The organism is Paenibacillus sp. XY044, from assembly GCF_002257645.1.
Lineage (GTDB): Bacteria > Bacillota > Bacilli > Paenibacillales > Paenibacillaceae > Paenibacillus_AQ.
On sequence record NZ_NQMO01000003.1, the window covers coordinates 157,924 to 175,397 of the forward strand.

A 17,474-nucleotide genomic window follows, 5' to 3' on the forward strand; every position below is an offset into this window, starting at 1 on the left:
GGACCATACATGCCTTTAACTGAGCGCGCGGCGCTGCGAGCCGCTTTAATACAGGCCGATATTCAAATCGGCCGGCCGGAGGCGAACCGCCGCCATATGGAAGAGCTGTTGGAACAGGCGGTGTCTGCCGGACCGAAGCCAGACCTGCTGGTGCTGCCGGAAATGTGGAATACCGGATACGCGCTGGAGCAGATCCAGGACCTCGCGGATCCGGAAGGCAAGGACAGCCGGGAATGGCTCTCAGCCTTTGCCAAGCGGCACGAGGTGATGATCGTCGGCGGTTCCATCGCGGAGAAGAAGGACGGCGGCATATACAATACGATGTACGTTTTTAATGAACAGGGCGAAGATACGGCGAAGTATTCCAAGATTCACCTGTTCCGGCTGATGGACGAGGAGAAGCATCTCGAGGCAGGCGGGGAAATCGTCAGCTTTGCACTTCGTGAGGGCTTTCAGGCCGGCGCTTCAATCTGCTACGACATCCGTTTTCCGGAGCTTGCCCGCTCCCTGGCGCTGAATGGCGCAAAAGTGCTGATCGTGCCGGCCGAATGGCCCCATCCGCGCCTGCACCACTGGCGCACGCTGTTGATGGCCCGGGCGATCGAGAACCAAATGTACGTCATTGCTTGCAACCGCGTCGGCGTAAGCGGAAGCACCGAGTTCTTCGGTCATTCGCTCATCATCGACCCTTGGGGCGAGATTGTGGCGGAGGGCGGCGAAGGCGAAGAGATCGTGACCGGCGAGCTTGATCTTGGGCTGGTCGATGAAGTGCGTAGCCGGATTCCGGTGTTCGAGGACCGCCGACCCGATATTTACCGCAAAGCTTAAACGAAAAAAAGGTTCGGGCACCCGCCCGGACCTTTTTCCTTATAAACAATATTACGAGGTGCCCGCAAAGTATCCGATTCCCTTCGATTAAGCAGTCTTACTCTTACACCAGATCCTTGAGCGTGTCCTTGAACGTGTCGATAAAAGCCTCCGCCGCTTTGGACAAATAACGTCCGCGCCGGTAAGCGACCACCAGCGTCCGGCTCGGCACCGGCTCGGCAAGGGGAAGGTATACCGGCACGAATTCGCTACGCGGCGCGCGTGCGATAAACCGCGGCACGAGCGTGATGCCCATCCCCGTGGCAACGAGCGACTGGATCGTCTCCATGTTGTTGCTCTCAAAGACGACCTTGGGCTCGAAACCCGCCTGCTGGCACAGGTCAAAGGTCATTTTGCGGAAGCCCTGCCCCTTTTTAAGCACGATAAACGATTCTTCGCTCAGCTCATCGATCCGAACGGGAACCGGTTTACCGCCTTTGGCTCTTGAAGCGAGCGGATGCGTTTCGGGTACAGCGAGATCGATCATTTCTTCGCCGATCGCCTCGTACGTGAGCGAGGGCTCCTGCAGCGGGAGGGAGAGCAGGCTGAGGTCGGACTTGCCTCCGGCCGTCAGCTTCTCCAGGTTCATGGAGGAGTCCTCCAACAGGGTGATTTCGATGTCAGGGTATTGGCGTTTGAATGTCGGGAGCACATGCGGGAGCAAGTGAGCGCCTGTGATCGGCATGCTGCCAATGACGACCTTACCGCTCTTCAACTGGGAGATATCGGCCATTTCCTGGCGCAGAAGCTCCACGGCGTCCATTATTTTCTGGGCCTGCTCCATGAAGGAAGCACCGGCATGCGTCAACTCCACCGTGCTCGTATTGCGCTGGAACAGCAGCACTCCCAGTTCTTTTTCCAGCTTGGACAGCTGTTGGCTCAAGGATGGCTGGGCGATGTGCAGCTTCTCGGCGGCACGGGAGAAATTACGCTCCTGGGCGATTTGGAGTGCGTATTGCAGCTGTCTGAGTTCCATGAAGACACCTTCCTTTGCTTTCTATAAATTGTAGCGAAGAACCCGCTCTTACTTGATAGTTAAATCCTATTACTTTTATAGATATTATATCTTGGATCAATTAAGCTGCAAATGCTATATTTAGTGTAATTCAAGAGGCTGCCGGGACTGGATCGCGTTGGTGTCCGGCGTCTTTTCCAAGGACCGAAACCATGAAGAGGTGACAATGATGAGTAAAAGAACGATGTTTGAGAAAATCTGGGATAACCACGTTATTCATCAGGAAGAGGGCAAGCCAAGCATTTTGTACATCGATTTGCATCTCGTCCATGAAGTAACGTCTCCGCAAGCCTTCGAAGGCCTGCGCCTGACCGGCCGCAAAGTTCGCCGTCCAGAGCTGACGTTCGCCACGATGGACCATAACGTACCGACGAAGGACCGTTTCAACATTAAAGACCCGATCTCCAAGCAGCAGATAGACACGCTGTCGCAGAACTGCCGCGACTTCGGCGTCACCCTTTATGATCTGGATACGATCGATCAAGGGGTTGTGCACGTTATGGGTCCGGAACTGGGACTGACTCATCCGGGCAAAACGATCGTTTGCGGCGACAGCCACACTTCGACTCACGGGGCGTTCGGCGCTCTGGCGTTCGGAATCGGCACAAGTGAAGTGGAGCACGTGCTGGCTACCCAATGTTTGCAGCAGGCGAAAGCAAAGACGATGGAAGTCCGCTTCGTCGGCAAGCGTAATCCCGGCGTAACGGCTAAGGACATGATCCTAGGCGTCATCGCCAAGTACGGCACGGATTTTGCGACAGGCTATGTTATTGAGTACACTGGCGAATCGATTCGTGAGCTGTCGATGGAAGAACGCATGACCGTCTGCAACATGTCGATCGAAGGCGGTGCTAGAGCGGGTATGATCGCTCCGGACGAAACGACGTTCGAATATTTGCGCGGACGCCAGTACGTACCGCAGGATGGCGATTTTGACAAGGCGGTTGAACGGTGGGAGCAGCTCGTCACCGACGAAGGCGCGGCATACGACCGTGTGGTGGAGTTCGACGTGGAGACCCTGATCCCGCAAGTTACCTGGGGAACGAGCCCGGGTATGGGTACAGATATCACGTCGCGCGTACCGGTTCCGGCCGAACTGCCGACCGAAAACGAACGTAAAGCGGCTGAAAAAGCGATTGAATATATGGGCCTGACACCGGGAACTCCGATGTCCGATATCGAAATCGACTACGTATTTATCGGATCCTGCACCAACGGCCGGATTGAGGATCTGCGCGCTGCGGCCCAGGTTGCCAATGGCCATAAGGTGTCCGGCAAGGTAACGGCGATCGTCGTTCCTGGCTCGGGGCGTGTTAAAATCCAGGCTGAGAAGGAAGGACTGGATAAAATTTTCACCGAAGCGGGCTTTGAATGGCGCGATGCCGGATGCAGCATGTGCCTGGCGATGAACCCGGACGTTCTCCAGCCAGGACAGCGCTGTGCATCGACGTCCAACCGGAACTTCGAAGGTCGTCAGGGCCGCGGTGGACGCACGCATCTCGTGTCACCGGCAATGGCTGCGGCAGCAGCGATCAAGGGACGGTTCACGGATGTCCGTGATTGGAACTTCAAAACGGAAGCGGTCAGCAGCTAAGGAGGAGAATAAACATGGAAGCTTTTACGAAATTATCGGGTCTCGTCGCTCCGGTGGACCGGGTGAACGTGGATACGGATGCCATCATTCCTAAACAATTTTTGAAGCGTATCGAACGCACCGGTTTCGGACAATTTCTGTTCTATGAATGGAGATTCGACGAGCAGGGCAATGACATCCCGCAATTTTCGCTGAACCAGCCGCGCTATAAAGGAGCTTCGATCCTGATCTCCAGAGCGAACTTCGGCTGCGGCTCCTCCCGTGAGCATGCGCCATGGGCGATTATGGACTACGGGTTCAGATGCGTCATCGCGCCATCGTTCGCAGACATTTTCTACAACAACTGCTTTAAGAACGGCATTCTGCCGATCAAGCTGTCCGAAGAGCAGGTGGAAGACCTGTTCCAGCGCACGGCAGCGAATGAAGGCTACGAACTGAACGTCGATTTGGAAAAGAAAACGATCACGGACGCGAGCGGTCTGCATATCGATTTCGACCTGGATGAGCATCGCCGTCAGTTCCTGCTGCAAGGCCTCGACGATATCGGCCTGACCCTTCAGCATGAAGATGCCATCTCTGCCTACGAGCAAAAGCACGCGGACCGCTTGTTCGCGTAACCTATTCATCGGATGGGCACTGCCCTTCAATATAAGTCCCCATGCTCCGATAAGGAGTATGGGGGCTTTTTTTTGCTGGACGCTGTGGTTATATCTGGGGAACTGATGGGGTCAAGGGAGGTCGATATTTGGATAATTCGGGAAATCAGACAGGTAAAAATTTGTAAAATCAAGCAGGAATATAAGCTTAGTGCACAGAAAATGTTACATATCCAATATTGTTAAATGTTTTTTTTACATAAATTCTGCCGGCTCGTCATGAGCAGCGGCAAAAAATCAGTTTGCCAGAGGTGAAACATGAAGAAATTTGGCTTTTTACTGTTTTTATTGATGTTCGCCTTTATTGTCGGCGCCCAGGCGCCGTCGGTATCGGCGGCAAGCGGCACGGAGATCGTGCTGGACGGGAAACAACTGGACATGCCTGCGGACGCAGGAGTTGTCAATGTGAACGGGAGCATTATGGTTCCCTTTCGCGTGGTCGGTGAGAATCTTGGCTTTGCCGTAGATTGGGAGCAGAAGCCGCAGAAGGTCACCATTCAGAAAGACAGCACCACGATGCTGCTCGTTGTGAAGCAGAAATCGGCAACGGTGAACGGCAAAAAGGTGAGTCTGGATCAGCCGCCGCTCCTGCAGAAGGGCAGCGTCGTCGTACCGATCCGGTTCGTCAGTGAACAAATGGGACTTGCGGTCAGTTGGGACAGTGTGAATAAAACGGTATATTTGTCTACGGATACATCGAATCCATCCGGTTCTGAACCAGGGACAGGCGCAGGCAGCGGCGGTACGATACCGGTTCCTGATACGGGAAGCGGCAATCCGGAAGACTCCGCGTCATCGGGCGGTACTGAAGGGTCCGGCACGACCGGTCAAGAAGGGGATGCGGAGCTGACAGGCATCAGCTTCAGCGACAACCGCTTGATGATCGCCACCGCCGGTAACGGTAACGTGGTGCCGAAAGTGTTTACAATGAAGGGTCCGGACCGTATCGTCGTGGATCTGCCGCAGACCCGGTTCTCACCTGCGCTGGGCGATACGCTGAACCTGAGCACTGATGCCCAGGGGAAACTGGACATCAGCGGGTATCCGGACGTTTCCGGGATCCGGTATTCGTTGTTCAGCAGCAGCCCGTCCACCGTTCGGATCGTGATCGATTTGAACTATGCCAAAAACTATGCCGCATACCCGGACCCGTCCGGAAGCGGAATGTATATCGTCGATTTGAATTTATCTACGGAGACACCGTCGGTTCCGGTCGGGGGCAGCGGGAAGAAGGTCGTCGTGATCGACGCCGGCCATGGGGCCAAGGATCCCGGGACGATCGGTTATTCGAAAACGAAAGAGAAGGACTTCAATTTGGCAGTTGCTCTTAAGGTCGGACAGCTGCTCGGAAGCGAGTCGAACATCGATTTTGTTCTGACGAGGAGCGATGACACTTTCCTTGAGTTGAAGGACCGTGTTAAAATAGCCAACGATCTGAATGCCGACGTGTTTGTATCCATCCATGCGAACAGCGCGGGCTCGTCCGCGGCCAGCGGCAGCGAAACCTACTATCAGCGTGATGCGAGCAAATCGCTGGCAAACGTGCTGCACAAGTACTTGGTTCAGGCTACGGGCTTGACGGACCGGGGAGTGAAATACGGCAACTTCCACGTCATTCGGGAGACCAAAATGCCGGCTGTTCTCTTGGAGGTTGGATATCTAAGCAATCCGAAGGATGAAGCAACCTTGTTCTCCGAAAATGTCCAGCAGGCCGTCGCGCAGGGGATCGTGAACGGCATTAAGGAATATTTGGGATTATAGGATTCGGAACTTGGCTGAAAGGAGTGTTATGGTGAATAAAAAATTATGGTGTGCAGTTGTTCTGTCCGCCGTTATGATTCTGGGAGCGGGCTGCGGTCAGAAAGCAAAGACGGCTCCGCCACCGCCGGCGAGCGCTTCCGAACCGAGCTCATTTCAAGCGGACGACAGTACGACGCCGCCGGCTACGGAAGGAACTTCTCCGGATGATAGTGCGACAGGGAGCAATTCGGGCAATGACAGCAGTGGAGGGACGGGGGAATCCAAGGGAGAAACGACCGGTCAGACAGATCAGGATCAACCAAGCGTTCAGAAATTGACCATTGATGTATATTACACCGACCCGCAGGAAATGGAGCTGAAGAAAGCCCAGAAGGAGATTAGCTTCGAATCGGATCTCGAGAAGTACGTTCAGGCTTTCAAAGCGCTTCAAGACAGCGGCAGCAGCGACCTCGTTCCGCTGTGGGGTAAAATCGAATTGACAAAGATGTCGGTGGACCAGAAGGATGCGGGTCTCCTGCATATGGACATTCATATTCCGGACGAAGCCCGGCTGGGGTCGGGCGGGGAACAATTTGCCCTCGACTCGCTCAAGCAAACGATGTTCCAATTCGAAGAAATCAAGTCGATTGACGTCCTCGTCGACGGCGAGGCCGTGGAGAGCTTGATGGGCCACATGGATCTCGATCATCCCATCAAGAGAGACGAATAAATCATGATTTAAATGAAGATGACAAGCATGCTGACTCATTGCGAGAATCGGCATGCTTGTTTTTTTGTGCGCAAACCGTGCTTTTCAGCAGGGGTGTCCGGGTCGTCAATACATAAAATCCCGGTTTTGTCCATCCAAAGTCATAGTAAAAGTTTTGCATATAGAGGAATATATTCGCAACTTTTCAGGGGGGCTCGCGTCTAATAAATGTCTGGTGATGTCGAAGATGCCGAAGCCGAAACGTCAAAAAGCAGTTGAAAAATTTGAGAATGGTAGGGGTGAATAATGAAGAAGTTTGGTTTTTTGTTTGCGTTTTTATTTGTCTTCATTTTGGCGTTTCCTCATAATGGACAGGCTGCGGCAGGGAGCACAAAGATTTTTTTGAATGACAATGAGCTGAAGCTTACAGGTAATGCAGTGGTTGAAAATGTGAAGGGTAATACGATGATCCCATTTCGTGTGGTCGGAGAGAGTCTGGGATTTGATGTCGCATGGGAGCAGAAGACCAGCACGGTAACCATACAAAAGGACTCGACAGTCATAAAGCTTGTTGTTAATCAAAAGAATGCTACGGTTAACGGCAGTAAGGTTGCACTCAATATCGCGCCGATTCTGCGCACCGACACGGTCATCGTCCCACTTCGCTTTGTGAGTGAGCAAATGGGACTGACCGTCAGCTGGGATAATGTGAAGAAAGTGGTATATTTAATTACCCCGGATTCGAATTCCGGAAACAACGGCAATGCCGGCACAGGTGCAGGCAATGGCGGTACGACCGTGCCCGGCAGCGGAAGCGGCGATGACAACAGCAGCGTCGGGCTTGTCAATGGACTCAGTTTCAGCGATAACCGACTGCTGATCGCAACCAGCGGTTCGGTCAAGGCCAGCAGTTTTAAAATGACGGGTCCCAACCGGATCGTAATCGACTTGGCGAACGCGAAATTTTCGGATCAATTCAGCGGTTCTTCTCCACTGGACAGCAATTATAACGGCTCAATAAGCGTCAGCGGCTATCCGGACGTTTCCAATATCCGATATTCGCTGTACAACGATAATCCTTCCACGGTACGCGTGGTCATTGATCTGAATTATGCTAAAAATTATAAGCTGACCAATGAAAACGGGATGTATATCATCGACTTGAACACATCAGACAGCGGCACTCCTTCCACACCGGTTGGTGGTGGCGGCAAAAAGATCGTCGTCATTGATGCGGGCCATGGCAATCAGGATCCTGGCGCATCAGGCGTTTCCGGCAAAAAAGAAAAAGCGTTTAACCTGGCAGTTGCCCTCAAAGTAGGGGCTCTGCTCAAAAATGATCCAAGCATCGATGTAGTTCTTACCCGCAGCGACGATACGTTCCTGGAGCTGAGTGAACGGGTGAAGATTGCAAACGATTTGAAGGCGGATGTTTTTATTTCCATCCATGCGAACAGTGCGGGATCTTCCGTAGCATCGGGAAGCGAAACGTATTATCAGCGGGATGCCAGCAAAGCGCTTGCTAATGTCATGCACAAATACCTTGTACAAGCTACTGGTCTGACGGACCGCGGCGTTCGCTACGGCAATTTCCACGTCATTCGCGAAACGAAGATGCCGGCCGTGCTTTTGGAAGTCGGTTATCTGAGTAACAAAAACGACGAGGCTGCCCTGTTCTCGGAGAGCTTCCAGCAGCGGGTTGCTAAAGGGATCGTCAGCGGAATCAAAGAGTATTTGGGTGTGAAATAATGAGGAGTCACAGGAACAAGGAGGCGGGAAGTCAATGAATAAAAAAGTTTGGTGTGCAGGAGTTCTGGCTCTGGCGTTGGTTGCTTTGGCAGGCTGCGGTCAGAAGCCGACAGCCGCACCAGATCAGCAGCAGGAGACGGCCTCCGACCAGCAGGTGACCGGCAGCGGCGGAGATACGGCAGCAGGAGAAACGGGAAGCGAAGGCACTGATAATGCGGCAAGTTCTGACAATGGCCAGGACCAAGGGACAGGCCAGGATCAGTCCTCGTCGGGTTCGCAAGGGCAGGGTCAAGATTCGACTGGCCAGGACCAATCCACGTCTTCGCAATCGACCGATTCGAGCCAAAAAAACCTGAATATCGACGTGTATTACACCGATCCTCAGGAACTGGATCTGCACAAAGCCCACAAGGAAATCAGCTACAGCAGCGATGAAGAGAAATACAAGAAAGCCTTCGATGCGCTGCAGTCCAGTGATAAATCGGACCTCATTCCTCTCTGGGGAAAGGTTGAACTCAAATCAATGAACATGAAGGACGGGCAGCTGACGATGGATATCCATCTTCCGGATGAGGCTCGTCTTGGTGCGGGGGGAGAGCAGTTCGCCCTGGATGCGCTCGACAACACCATGTTCCAATTTGATGAATTGAAGTCCATCGAGCTGTTGGTTGACGGCGCCAAGGTAGAAAGCCTGATGGGGCATGTCGATTTGGAGCATCCGATGACAAGACACTGATTTTTTTGGGGAAATTCAGGAAAAAAAGCAGGAGCTCGGCTCCTGGATGTCGAATTATATGCAGCTAGAGAATGGCTGATAGTAACGAACTAAAGTTGGAGCGTCGTGCATCCTTTACGGGAGCTATTATTCCCGGGGAACGGGCGCATCCGCTTTAGTTCTTTCTATTTATTTCAGAGAGGGGCACTATCATGGTTCATAAACGCAGCAATCATTCCTTACCTTCTAAAAAAGTCGTCTCCGCCGTACTGGTCGGTATGATGGCATTAAGCTCGGGCACAGCCGTGTTTGCGGATACCCAGGCTGCGACTGGAGCAAGCGTAACGGCAGCAACCGTCGGCCAGTTCAGTGACGTTAAGAGCGGCTTCTGGGCTGAGAAGCATATTTATAAGCTTGCTGCTCAAGGCATCATCCTTGGCGATAAAGGACTTTTCCGTCCAAACGATTATGTGACCCAGCAGGAAGCCGTGACAATGGCGATCCGTTTTGCGGCTCTTCAGGATAAGCTGAGCACGAACACAGCCATTGCACTGCCGGAGAATGTGGTTGTTAACAATTACTTCAAGCCGTACGTTGCGCTGGCCTTTCAGCAAAACATGCTGAATAAGACGTCCGAAAGCGCGGCGACCGGTCAAAAGGGAACTTGGGGCGAACGGAAGGCAAGCCGGGAGTGGATCACCGAAGTATTGGTGCGATCCCTGGGCAAGGAAAGCGAAGCTTCTGCCGCAGCCTCGAAGGCGACGACGTTTGCCGATAACAGCAAAATTTCTGCTTCAAAGCGCGGTTTTGTGAATGTTGCGCTGGAGCTGGGCTTGACGAACGGCGTGGATGGTAACCGTTTTGATCCGCAAGGCTCGGTCACGCGGGCCCAATTGGCTACTTTCTTCAGCCGGGCCGAAACCTACAACAATGTGAAGTACGACAACTCCGCCGAAGGCATCATTACCGGGCTGAGCGACAACAAGCTGGATTTGTATGTGGACGGCAGTATGCGGAGCTATACGCTTGATGCATCTACCGGATATTTTACGAGCGATTCGGAAACGAAGATTGCCTTTGCCGATTTGAAACCGTACACCAAAGTGATGGTCATCGGCAGTGGGGCGAAGGCGGGTTATGTGGAAGTGACGGACCCAACCGTTCAGCTGGAAAGCACGGAGGGAACGTTCCAGAAGCTGTCTCCGGGGAATATCCTCTGGATCGAAACGAACAGCACGTTCCAGCAGTTTACATATGATGCGGGGACGACGTTCCTGGATCAGAACGGAGCGAAGGTCGATCCTTCCGCAATAGCGGTAGGCAGCAAGGTGTCGGTACAGCGCGAAACGTTCAGCTCCGCCAAAAAAACGGTGATCGTTCAAGTGAAATCGGGGATCGTGAACAAGACGGGAACCGGCACGCTGCAGAGCATCGATACGGCTACGAAATCGCTCGTCATCAAAAATGATGCGGGCAATCTCGAAAGCTACACGTGGGATGGCAGCTCGTTCTTCAGTTACCAGAATGAGATTCTGTCTCCGTCCGAATTGAAAGCGGGCTCCACCATTAATTACACGATCAAGAACAACATCATTCAATCGATTGAGGTTAAACAGGGAGTGGAGCGGACGATCCGCGGATCCTTGTATGAGGTAGGAGCAAACGGGTCGACCATTACCTACAAGCGGGACGGCGGAGCTCTCGAAGTGAAGCTTCTCGCCAGCAAACCCGAAATCATCATCAGCGGCATCAGCGCACCGCTTCTGAGCGATCTGATCGCGGATTCGACCGCCGGCGACCAAGTGCAAATCACGCTGAATCCTGATGATCAGGTGACCAAAATCGAAGTGCTGAACCGCCAAATGGAGCAAAAACGCGGAGCCTCGGTCGTATCCTATGAACCGAAGACAAAGCTGCTCACACTAATGGACGCCAACAAAAAACCGTTTGTCGTGACACTCGACGACAAAACTAAGCTGGTGTACAACACGGCTAATCCGACGCTGTCCGGCATCGAATCGCTGCTGACGACCGGCCGCAAGGTGAACGTCAGCTACCTGACGAACCGTGCGCTATCGCTGGAGGTCATTTACCAGTACGATGGCAAAGTAACCGCGATCGATACTTCAGCCAAGAAGATTACCGTGGTAACCCCGGGCGGGGAAACGCTCGTGCTACCATATATTAATCCTGCCGTTCAGGCATATGGCAAAAGTAACGCGTCGCTGTCCGACGTGAAGGTCGGAAGCGATGTTGCCCTTGTGCTGAATCCGACGCAGGATGCGATTTCGTCCATTATGCTGAAATCGACGGTTCAGTTTGAAGTCGTGGACATGAACTATACTAGCAGCCGAATTACGGTGAAAAAGGACGGCGTAACGAGCCAGTTCTATTTGGACAAAGCCGCTTTGACAGGAGATAACGGTCAGGCTGTGGAGCTGGCGGATATTCGCGCCGGCCAAATCCTCAACGTGACCTTTAACGGAACGAACGCGGCCGCTGCACAAATCGTCAAACTGACGACGGGCCAAATCACAGCTGTCGATTCTTCTACGGCATCACCAAGCATTACGGTGAAAGATTATGCCGGTACGACGGAAACGTTCAAGCTCGGAAGCGGGTCGAAAATCGTTAACGACGCCGGCAGTGCTTTGAGCCTGGGGAACCTGGCTGCGGGCAATCGTGTCGAAGTTCGCAAGGATGAAAGCGGCAATGCCGTGGTCAAAGTGCTGAACGTAACGACACAAACCTACTGGAAATATGACAGTTATGCGAAGGAAATATATGTGAAACGGCAAAATGTTAATGATGCCAACCAATATACGCTTTCGCCGGGCGCATATATTCACCAAGGTGACACGATATTGACCGTGCAATCCCTGAAAGAAAATGATACTATTGTATTGTATTTAAACAATGGAACGATTGTAGAAATACAGAAACAATAGTATGCTTTGGGAATGGTCATAAGATACACCGTCTTGATGCGGGAGTCTTACCCGCGTCAGGACGTTTTTTTTTGCAGGAGGTACTTCGCATGAAGGCTGAAACCGTTCGCTATATTTTGGACACGATCGGAGCGATGTTTCCCGACGCTCATTGTGAATTAAACCACAGCAATGCGTTCGAGCTGACGATCGCGGTCCTGTTGTCCGCGCAGTGTACGGACGAAACGGTAAACAAGGTAACCAAGGATCTTTTTCAAAAGTATAAAACGCCTGAGGATTATGTTTCGGTTCCCTTAGAGGAGCTCGAACAGGATATCCGCCGAATCGGCCTGTACCGGAACAAAGCAAAGCACATTCAAAACCTGTGCCGTATTCTGATCGAACAGTACGGCGGCGAGGTTCCCCGGGAGCATGACAAGTTGGTTCAGCTTCCCGGCGTGGGACGCAAGACGGCCAATGTGGTGGTGTCGAACGCTTTTGACGTTCCGGCGATTGCGGTGGATACGCATGTCGAACGGGTATCCAAGCGGCTTGCCCTGGCGGGCTGGAAAGATTCGGTGCTTGAAGTGGAGAAAAAGCTGATGAAGCGGGTGCCCAAGGATGAGTGGACGATCACGCACCATAGGCTCATCTTCTTCGGCCGGTATCACTGCAAGGCACAGAATCCGAAATGTCAGGTATGCCCGCTGCTCGATGTGTGCCGTGAAGGAAAAAAACGTATGAAGACGTCCCAAATCAGAAAAGATAAGGAACATACAGGATAGGAAGAACAAAGATGGAGAAGGATGGGATTTAGATGAAATGCATTTCGGTATACACAGACAATTTTGAAATGTTTTCCGATATTTTCGACACGGTCGTGGAAAGCAAATTGAGTGAAAACGAAGAGAAGGAAGTTGAGGGCATCACGGTGAGCCATTCGGGCGACGTGCCTGAGCATTATCTGGATCGGATGTCGGTAAAGCCTGAAGTCGTTGTCATGAAGGACAAGTCCCGGGGCTTGACGATTTTGCAGCACGGCAAAGTGTTTGAAATTTTGATTCCGGAACTGGAGAATGCGTCGATTTAACGGCCTGTCCATGCATAGGAAGACCCAGGATAAAACCGAATGGAGATTCGGTTTTATTTTTTTTGTCCGGCAAAATGATTTCCAACCCATCCGTGGAATGTTAAAATAAAACTATTTGAATGGGTTTTCAGGCATCATGCATCACGAGCCGACTCATTCGGCCAATTGACATAAGGGAGAGTAGTCAGCATGTCGTTCACTGTCCAATCCACAGCTCGTCAAGGATCTCTTGCGCTGCAGCCTCTGAAAGACCAGCTTGCCACCTGGGGAGATGCGAGATCAGCGAGTCTAATAAACGATTTAATACATAAAGCAGACGCCGGGGAAATGACCATCGCCTTTTGCGGCCATTTCTCGGCGGGAAAATCGAGCCTTATCAATTCCTTATGCGGCAGAAAGGTGCTCCCCTCCGGTCCGGTGCCGACCAGCGCCAACGTCGTCTCCATCCGCAATGGTGAACCGCGCGCCCTGATTTATCCGGCCGGAGATGCGGGGAACGAAGATGACATCGCGGAACCGCTTCAGGTTTCGTTGGAAGAACTGTACGAGTACTGCACCAACGGCGGTGATTATTCATCGGTGGAAGTGTGGGATCAAGTCCCGCTGCTCGGGAAACATGGCGTATTTATGGATACCCCTGGAGTGGACTCGACGGACGACGGTCATCAGAAAGCGACCCACTCCGCGCTTCATCTGGCGGATGTCGTTCTGTACGTAATGGATTATAACCATGTCCAGTCCGAAAACAATTTGGTGTTTGCTAAGAGCCTGTCGGATTGGGGCAAACCGCTGTACTTGATCGTCAACCAAATTGACAAGCACAGGGAACGGGAGTTATCCTTCGAGACTTACCGCGACGAAGTGGAAGCCGCTTTCAAGCGGTGGCAGGTTCATTACGAGAATCTGCTGTTCATTTCGCTGAAAAACCCCGAACATCCGTTTAACCAGCGGGCTCAACTGGATGGCCTGGTGCAGGAGCTGATCGCCCAGCGGGCTCCGCTCTTGTCTTATAGCATCGACTGCTCTGCGCGTCATATCGCCGAGCAGCATACAGCGCAGTTCGCCGATTCGCTGCAGGAGGAAATGGAGCAGCAGCTGCAGGAGATGGGAGGCGCAGAGAAGGCGGCGGAACTGGAACGGGAGATGGGAGCCCTCAGGGAGGAAATCGACCGGTTTGAGCATATCCGGCAGCTTGAACGCGAAACGGTCCGCCGTGAAGTGGAAGGACTGCTCGATAATGCCAACCTGACGCCGGCCGATCTGCGGGACCGGGTGCAGCTGTTTCTTGAAAGCCGCAAGCCGGGATTCAAGAAGGGCTTTCTGTTCTCGGGGGCGAAAACGGAGCAGGAGAAGCAGGAGCGCTTGGAAGGCCTGCTGTCGTCTCTGCGGGAGCAGTGCGCTTCCCAGATCGGGTGGCATCTTGAGGAGCTGCTACGCCGCTGGGGACAATCCCACCGGATTTGGAATGAGGAACGCGACAAGCGGCTTGCGGACCTGATGCCGGTCATCGGGCCGGAGCTGCTGGAGAGCACGGTAGAGCCGGGGGCGGTGCTGTCCGGTGAATACCTGCTCAATTACTGCCGCAAGCTGTCGGCAGAGATCAAGGCGCTGTATCGCCGCGCTGCGTTGGACGCGGCGGAAGAGATTCTGGCGGATGTCGAGGCATCCGCTGCGCCGGCCAAGCAGCGCGCACAGCAGGAGCTGGCTGCGCTGCAGGAGCAGTCCGCCGCGATGGCCCGCTACACGGAACTGGCGGCGGCCATCGCGGCGCGCAAGGAAGCGGCGGCGCGCCTGCTGCCGCCGCATCAGGCGCTCACCCCCGGCACCCTGCCGCGGGTGAGCGCCCCTACCCGGCCGGCTGCGCCTTCGGCCGGGGGAGACGCGGGCGCGCCTATGGCGGCGCCCGCCGTGAAGCCCGCCCCGCATGGCGGGGCGGGGCCGCATGGCGGCGCGGCCAAGGGCCGCCGCCAGCGGCTTGACGCGGCCGCGGCGCAGCTGCGCGAAGCGGCAGCGCTGCTGGGACGCCACCCCGCGCTCGCTTCCGCCGCGCGGGGGCTGGAGAGCCGAGCCGAGGCGCTGGCCGGCGGCTCGTTCACGATGGCACTGTTCGGCGCGTTCAGTGCCGGCAAGTCATCGTTCGCCAACGCTCTGCTCGGCGACAGCGTGCTGCCCGTCTCGCCGCATCCGACGACGGCGGCGATCAACCGCATCCTGGCCCCCGAAGGCGAGTATGCGCACGGGACGGCCCGGGTTCAAATGAAGTCGGCCGAGGCCATCCAGGACGATTTAGCGTATTCCTTCTCGATCCTCCAGCTCGGCAAGCCTGAAGGCGACGGCTGGCTTGAGGCGGTACGTTCCATGAAGCCGGAAGGCGTTCATCCGGCCGGCCTGCCGCATTACGGATTTCTCAAGGCGGCCGCCGCGGGCTGGGAACAGGCAAAACCGCTGCTAGGCAGCGTGCAGACCGTTGACATGGCGGAGTACCGCTCCTTTGTGGCGGATGAAACCAAGTCCTGCTTTGTGGACCGGATTGATCTGTATTACAGCTCCCCGCTGACGGAGCAGGGTATCATTCTCGTGGACACGCCGGGGGCCGATTCGCTGCACGCCCGCCATACCGGGGTGACGTTCCAATATATGAAGCAAGCGGACGCCATCGTTTTTGTGACGTATTATAATCACGCGTTTTCCAAGGGCGACCGGCAGTTCCTGACACAGCTCGGGCGGGTGAAGGACAGCTTCGCCCTCGATAAAATGTTTTTCATCGTCAATGCGGCCGACTTGGCCTCTTCCCCGGAAGAGCTGGAGCAGGTCGTTAAGCATGTGGACGGCAACCTGAAAGCCCGCGGTATCCGTCTGCCGCATATTTATCCCCTCTCCAGCATGACTGCCCTCGAAGCGAAGCTAGCTGGTGATGAAGCGATGCTGGTACAATCGGGGCTCGGCGTATTCGAGGATGCGCTCGGAGCCTTCGCCGGGGAAGAGCTGCCCAAGCTGTCCCTGCAAGCCGCCGCATCCGAGGTGTCGGCTGCGCGGAAAAGGGCGGAGGAATGGGCACGTTTGTCCCGTCAAGATGCAGGCAGCAGGCAGCGGCGCAGACAGGAGCTGGTACGGACAGCCGAGCAAGCCAAGGGGCTTGTCGGGCAGTTTGCCTCAAGGCAGCAGGGGAACCTGATCGCACAGGAAACGAAGGAGCTGCTGTACCACGTCAGACAGCGGATCGGTTTCGGGCTGGGTGACTTTTTCAACGAAACGTTCCATCCTTCCGTTCTCCGTGAGGATGCGGGACAGCTAAAGCGGGTGTTTGCCGGGTGCGGCCGCGAATTGGAGCGGACGCTTGTCCGTGAATTGGAGCAGGAATTGCTGGCAACGACGCTTCGCCTGGAGAATAAAGACAAACAAATCGTGCACGCGGCTGCCGTACAGACGATAGAAGATATATCCGCTCTGGACACCGGGCTGATTCTGAGTCCACCGGAGGAGAAAGAGTGGGAGACGCCGGAGCTTAGGGAAGTTCAGCTGGAGGGCTTCGTCGATTGGAACGCCGCCTGGGGATATTTCAAATCGCCGAAAGCTTTCTTTGAAGGCGGTGGCCGTGAAAAAATGCGAGCGGCCGTGGAAGAAGAAATTAAGGAGGCGTTGAGCCGCGAAGTATCCGCCCAGGAAGGGCTGCTGTCGGATTTTTACGCACAGCGGATGGCGGAGGCCCAGCATAGGCAGGCCGGCCGGCTGCAGGAGCAGCTGGAGGAAACGGTTGATGCGCTGACCGCCTCGCTGGAACAGGGCGAGCGGCCGGAGACGTGGGATACTCTTGCATCCGAACTGCTTCATATTGATGAGCGAATGACGTCTTAGGAGCCACCCTGACGGGGAGGGAGACGACCGCTGTGCATATAAACGATCGCCGTTTCGATACCGAACTCGTCGGTCCGCTGGCCATGGGGCAGTCGAAAGGGCTGGACGTCATCAAAAACCTCATGCTGAATTAGGAATGAAATACGAACGTGATTACTCCATCGTCTGCCCTGCCGGTTCATTTCAAAAACGGAAGCCCCTGTTACAGGGGCTTTTTTGTTTCGATTTGTTGGGCTCAACAGGCTAACTCTTGACTGGCCCGCTGACCTCGAGAGGGCCGTTTCGGACACCGAAAAATGGAAGCTTCCCCCCAAGTCAGGAAGCGCTTTTACATCACCACCCGGCATTTTATCGGGAAGCGCAGAGATTGAGAGGATTTGGCATGATTTGATAAGTAAAGCCGGATTATATCCAGTTAATGCCGAACCATTGACAAAGCGGCGAAAATATGCGCTGTTATCCTCTTTGCCGCCTCTGAGAGACGGTGTTAAACTTCATAAATGTTCACAACTTACGCGAATGATTTTCAAGCATTCACATGACTCGAAGGAGGAGAA

Annotated in this window: 12 protein-coding genes; 11 read left to right on the plus strand and 1 reads right to left on the minus strand. The window is 54.2% G+C overall.

The genetic code is table 11. The features are described 5' to 3' along the window. Positions 1-9 precede the first annotated feature (9 nt). A complete protein-coding gene (locus CJP46_RS14460; protein WP_094596318.1) occupies positions 10-828 on the plus strand; it encodes a carbon-nitrogen family hydrolase in 819 nt (272 codons plus the stop codon). A 103-nt stretch (positions 829-931) separates the two neighbouring features. On the opposite strand, the gene CJP46_RS14465 is transcribed toward CJP46_RS14460, so the two are convergent. Further along, positions 932-1,843, minus strand: coding sequence for a LysR family transcriptional regulator (locus tag CJP46_RS14465; protein ID WP_094596319.1), 912 nt, complete (start codon positions 1,841-1,843; stop codon positions 932-934). Between the two features lie 208 nt (positions 1,844-2,051). Here CJP46_RS14465 and leuC point away from each other — a divergent pair, with 208 nt between their 5' ends. The 10 genes from leuC to CJP46_RS14515 all read left to right on the plus strand — a co-directional run bounded on the left by leuC (position 2,052) and on the right by CJP46_RS14515 (position 16,917). Next, a complete protein-coding gene (gene leuC, locus CJP46_RS14470; protein ID WP_094596320.1) occupies positions 2,052-3,476 on the plus strand; it encodes a 3-isopropylmalate dehydratase large subunit in 1,425 nt (474 codons plus the stop codon). Between the two features lie 14 nt (positions 3,477-3,490). Continuing rightward, entirely contained in the window at positions 3,491-4,093 is a 603-nt protein-coding gene (gene leuD, locus CJP46_RS14475) for a 3-isopropylmalate dehydratase small subunit (RefSeq protein WP_094596321.1), read from the plus strand. A gap of 297 nt (positions 4,094-4,390) precedes the next feature. Then, entirely contained in the window at positions 4,391-5,893 is a 1,503-nt protein-coding gene (locus CJP46_RS14480) for an N-acetylmuramoyl-L-alanine amidase family protein (RefSeq protein WP_094596322.1), read from the plus strand. 31 nt (positions 5,894-5,924) lie between these two features. Beyond that, a complete protein-coding gene (locus tag CJP46_RS14485; RefSeq protein ID WP_094596870.1) occupies positions 5,925-6,602 on the plus strand; it encodes a GerMN domain-containing protein in 678 nt (225 codons plus the stop codon). Between the two features lie 285 nt (positions 6,603-6,887). Beyond that, positions 6,888-8,330, plus strand: a complete 1,443-nt coding sequence (locus CJP46_RS14490; protein WP_094596323.1) for an N-acetylmuramoyl-L-alanine amidase family protein — start codon at positions 6,888-6,890, stop codon at positions 8,328-8,330. 34 nt (positions 8,331-8,364) lie between these two features. Then, entirely contained in the window at positions 8,365-9,066 is a 702-nt protein-coding gene (locus CJP46_RS14495) for a GerMN domain-containing protein (RefSeq protein ID WP_094596324.1), read from the plus strand. Positions 9,067-9,257: 191 nt separating this feature from the next. Further along, positions 9,258-11,993 (plus strand): S-layer homology domain-containing protein, encoded by a 2,736-nt coding sequence (locus CJP46_RS14500; protein ID WP_094596325.1) that lies wholly within the window; start codon positions 9,258-9,260, stop codon positions 11,991-11,993. A gap of 89 nt (positions 11,994-12,082) precedes the next feature. Next, positions 12,083-12,757 (plus strand): endonuclease III, encoded by a 675-nt coding sequence (gene nth, locus CJP46_RS14505; RefSeq protein ID WP_094596326.1) that lies wholly within the window; start codon positions 12,083-12,085, stop codon positions 12,755-12,757. 32 nt (positions 12,758-12,789) lie between these two features. Continuing rightward, positions 12,790-13,062: an NAD/NADP transhydrogenase alpha subunit gene (locus tag CJP46_RS14510; RefSeq protein ID WP_094596327.1), complete on the plus strand. Its 273-nt coding sequence runs from the start codon at positions 12,790-12,792 to the stop codon at positions 13,060-13,062. Between the two features lie 189 nt (positions 13,063-13,251). Continuing rightward, complete coding sequence (locus CJP46_RS14515; protein ID WP_094596328.1) at positions 13,252-16,917, plus strand: dynamin family protein; 3,666 nt, start codon at positions 13,252-13,254, stop codon at positions 16,915-16,917. Positions 16,918-17,474 lie beyond the last annotated feature (557 nt).

Coding starts and splice junctions, on each gene's coding strand:
- leuD (WP_094596321.1), top strand. CDS start 3,491: ATGGAAGCTTTTACGAAATTATCGGGTCTCGTCGCTCCGGTGGACCGG.
- CJP46_RS14500 (WP_094596325.1), top strand. CDS start 9,258: ATGGTTCATAAACGCAGCAATCATTCCTTACCTTCTAAAAAAGTCGTC.
- CJP46_RS14510 (WP_094596327.1), top strand. CDS start 12,790: ATGAAATGCATTTCGGTATACACAGACAATTTTGAAATGTTTTCCGAT.
- CJP46_RS14515 (WP_094596328.1), top strand. CDS start 13,252: ATGTCGTTCACTGTCCAATCCACAGCTCGTCAAGGATCTCTTGCGCTG.
- CJP46_RS14480 (WP_094596322.1), top strand. CDS start 4,391: ATGAAGAAATTTGGCTTTTTACTGTTTTTATTGATGTTCGCCTTTATT.
- CJP46_RS14495 (WP_094596324.1), top strand. CDS start 8,365: ATGAATAAAAAAGTTTGGTGTGCAGGAGTTCTGGCTCTGGCGTTGGTT.
- CJP46_RS14460 (WP_094596318.1), top strand. CDS start 10: ATGCCTTTAACTGAGCGCGCGGCGCTGCGAGCCGCTTTAATACAGGCC.
- leuC (WP_094596320.1), top strand. CDS start 2,052: ATGAGTAAAAGAACGATGTTTGAGAAAATCTGGGATAACCACGTTATT.
- CJP46_RS14465 (WP_094596319.1), bottom strand. CDS start 1,843: ATGGAACTCAGACAGCTGCAATACGCACTCCAAATCGCCCAGGAGCGT.
- CJP46_RS14490 (WP_094596323.1), top strand. CDS start 6,888: ATGAAGAAGTTTGGTTTTTTGTTTGCGTTTTTATTTGTCTTCATTTTG.
- nth (WP_094596326.1), top strand. CDS start 12,083: ATGAAGGCTGAAACCGTTCGCTATATTTTGGACACGATCGGAGCGATG.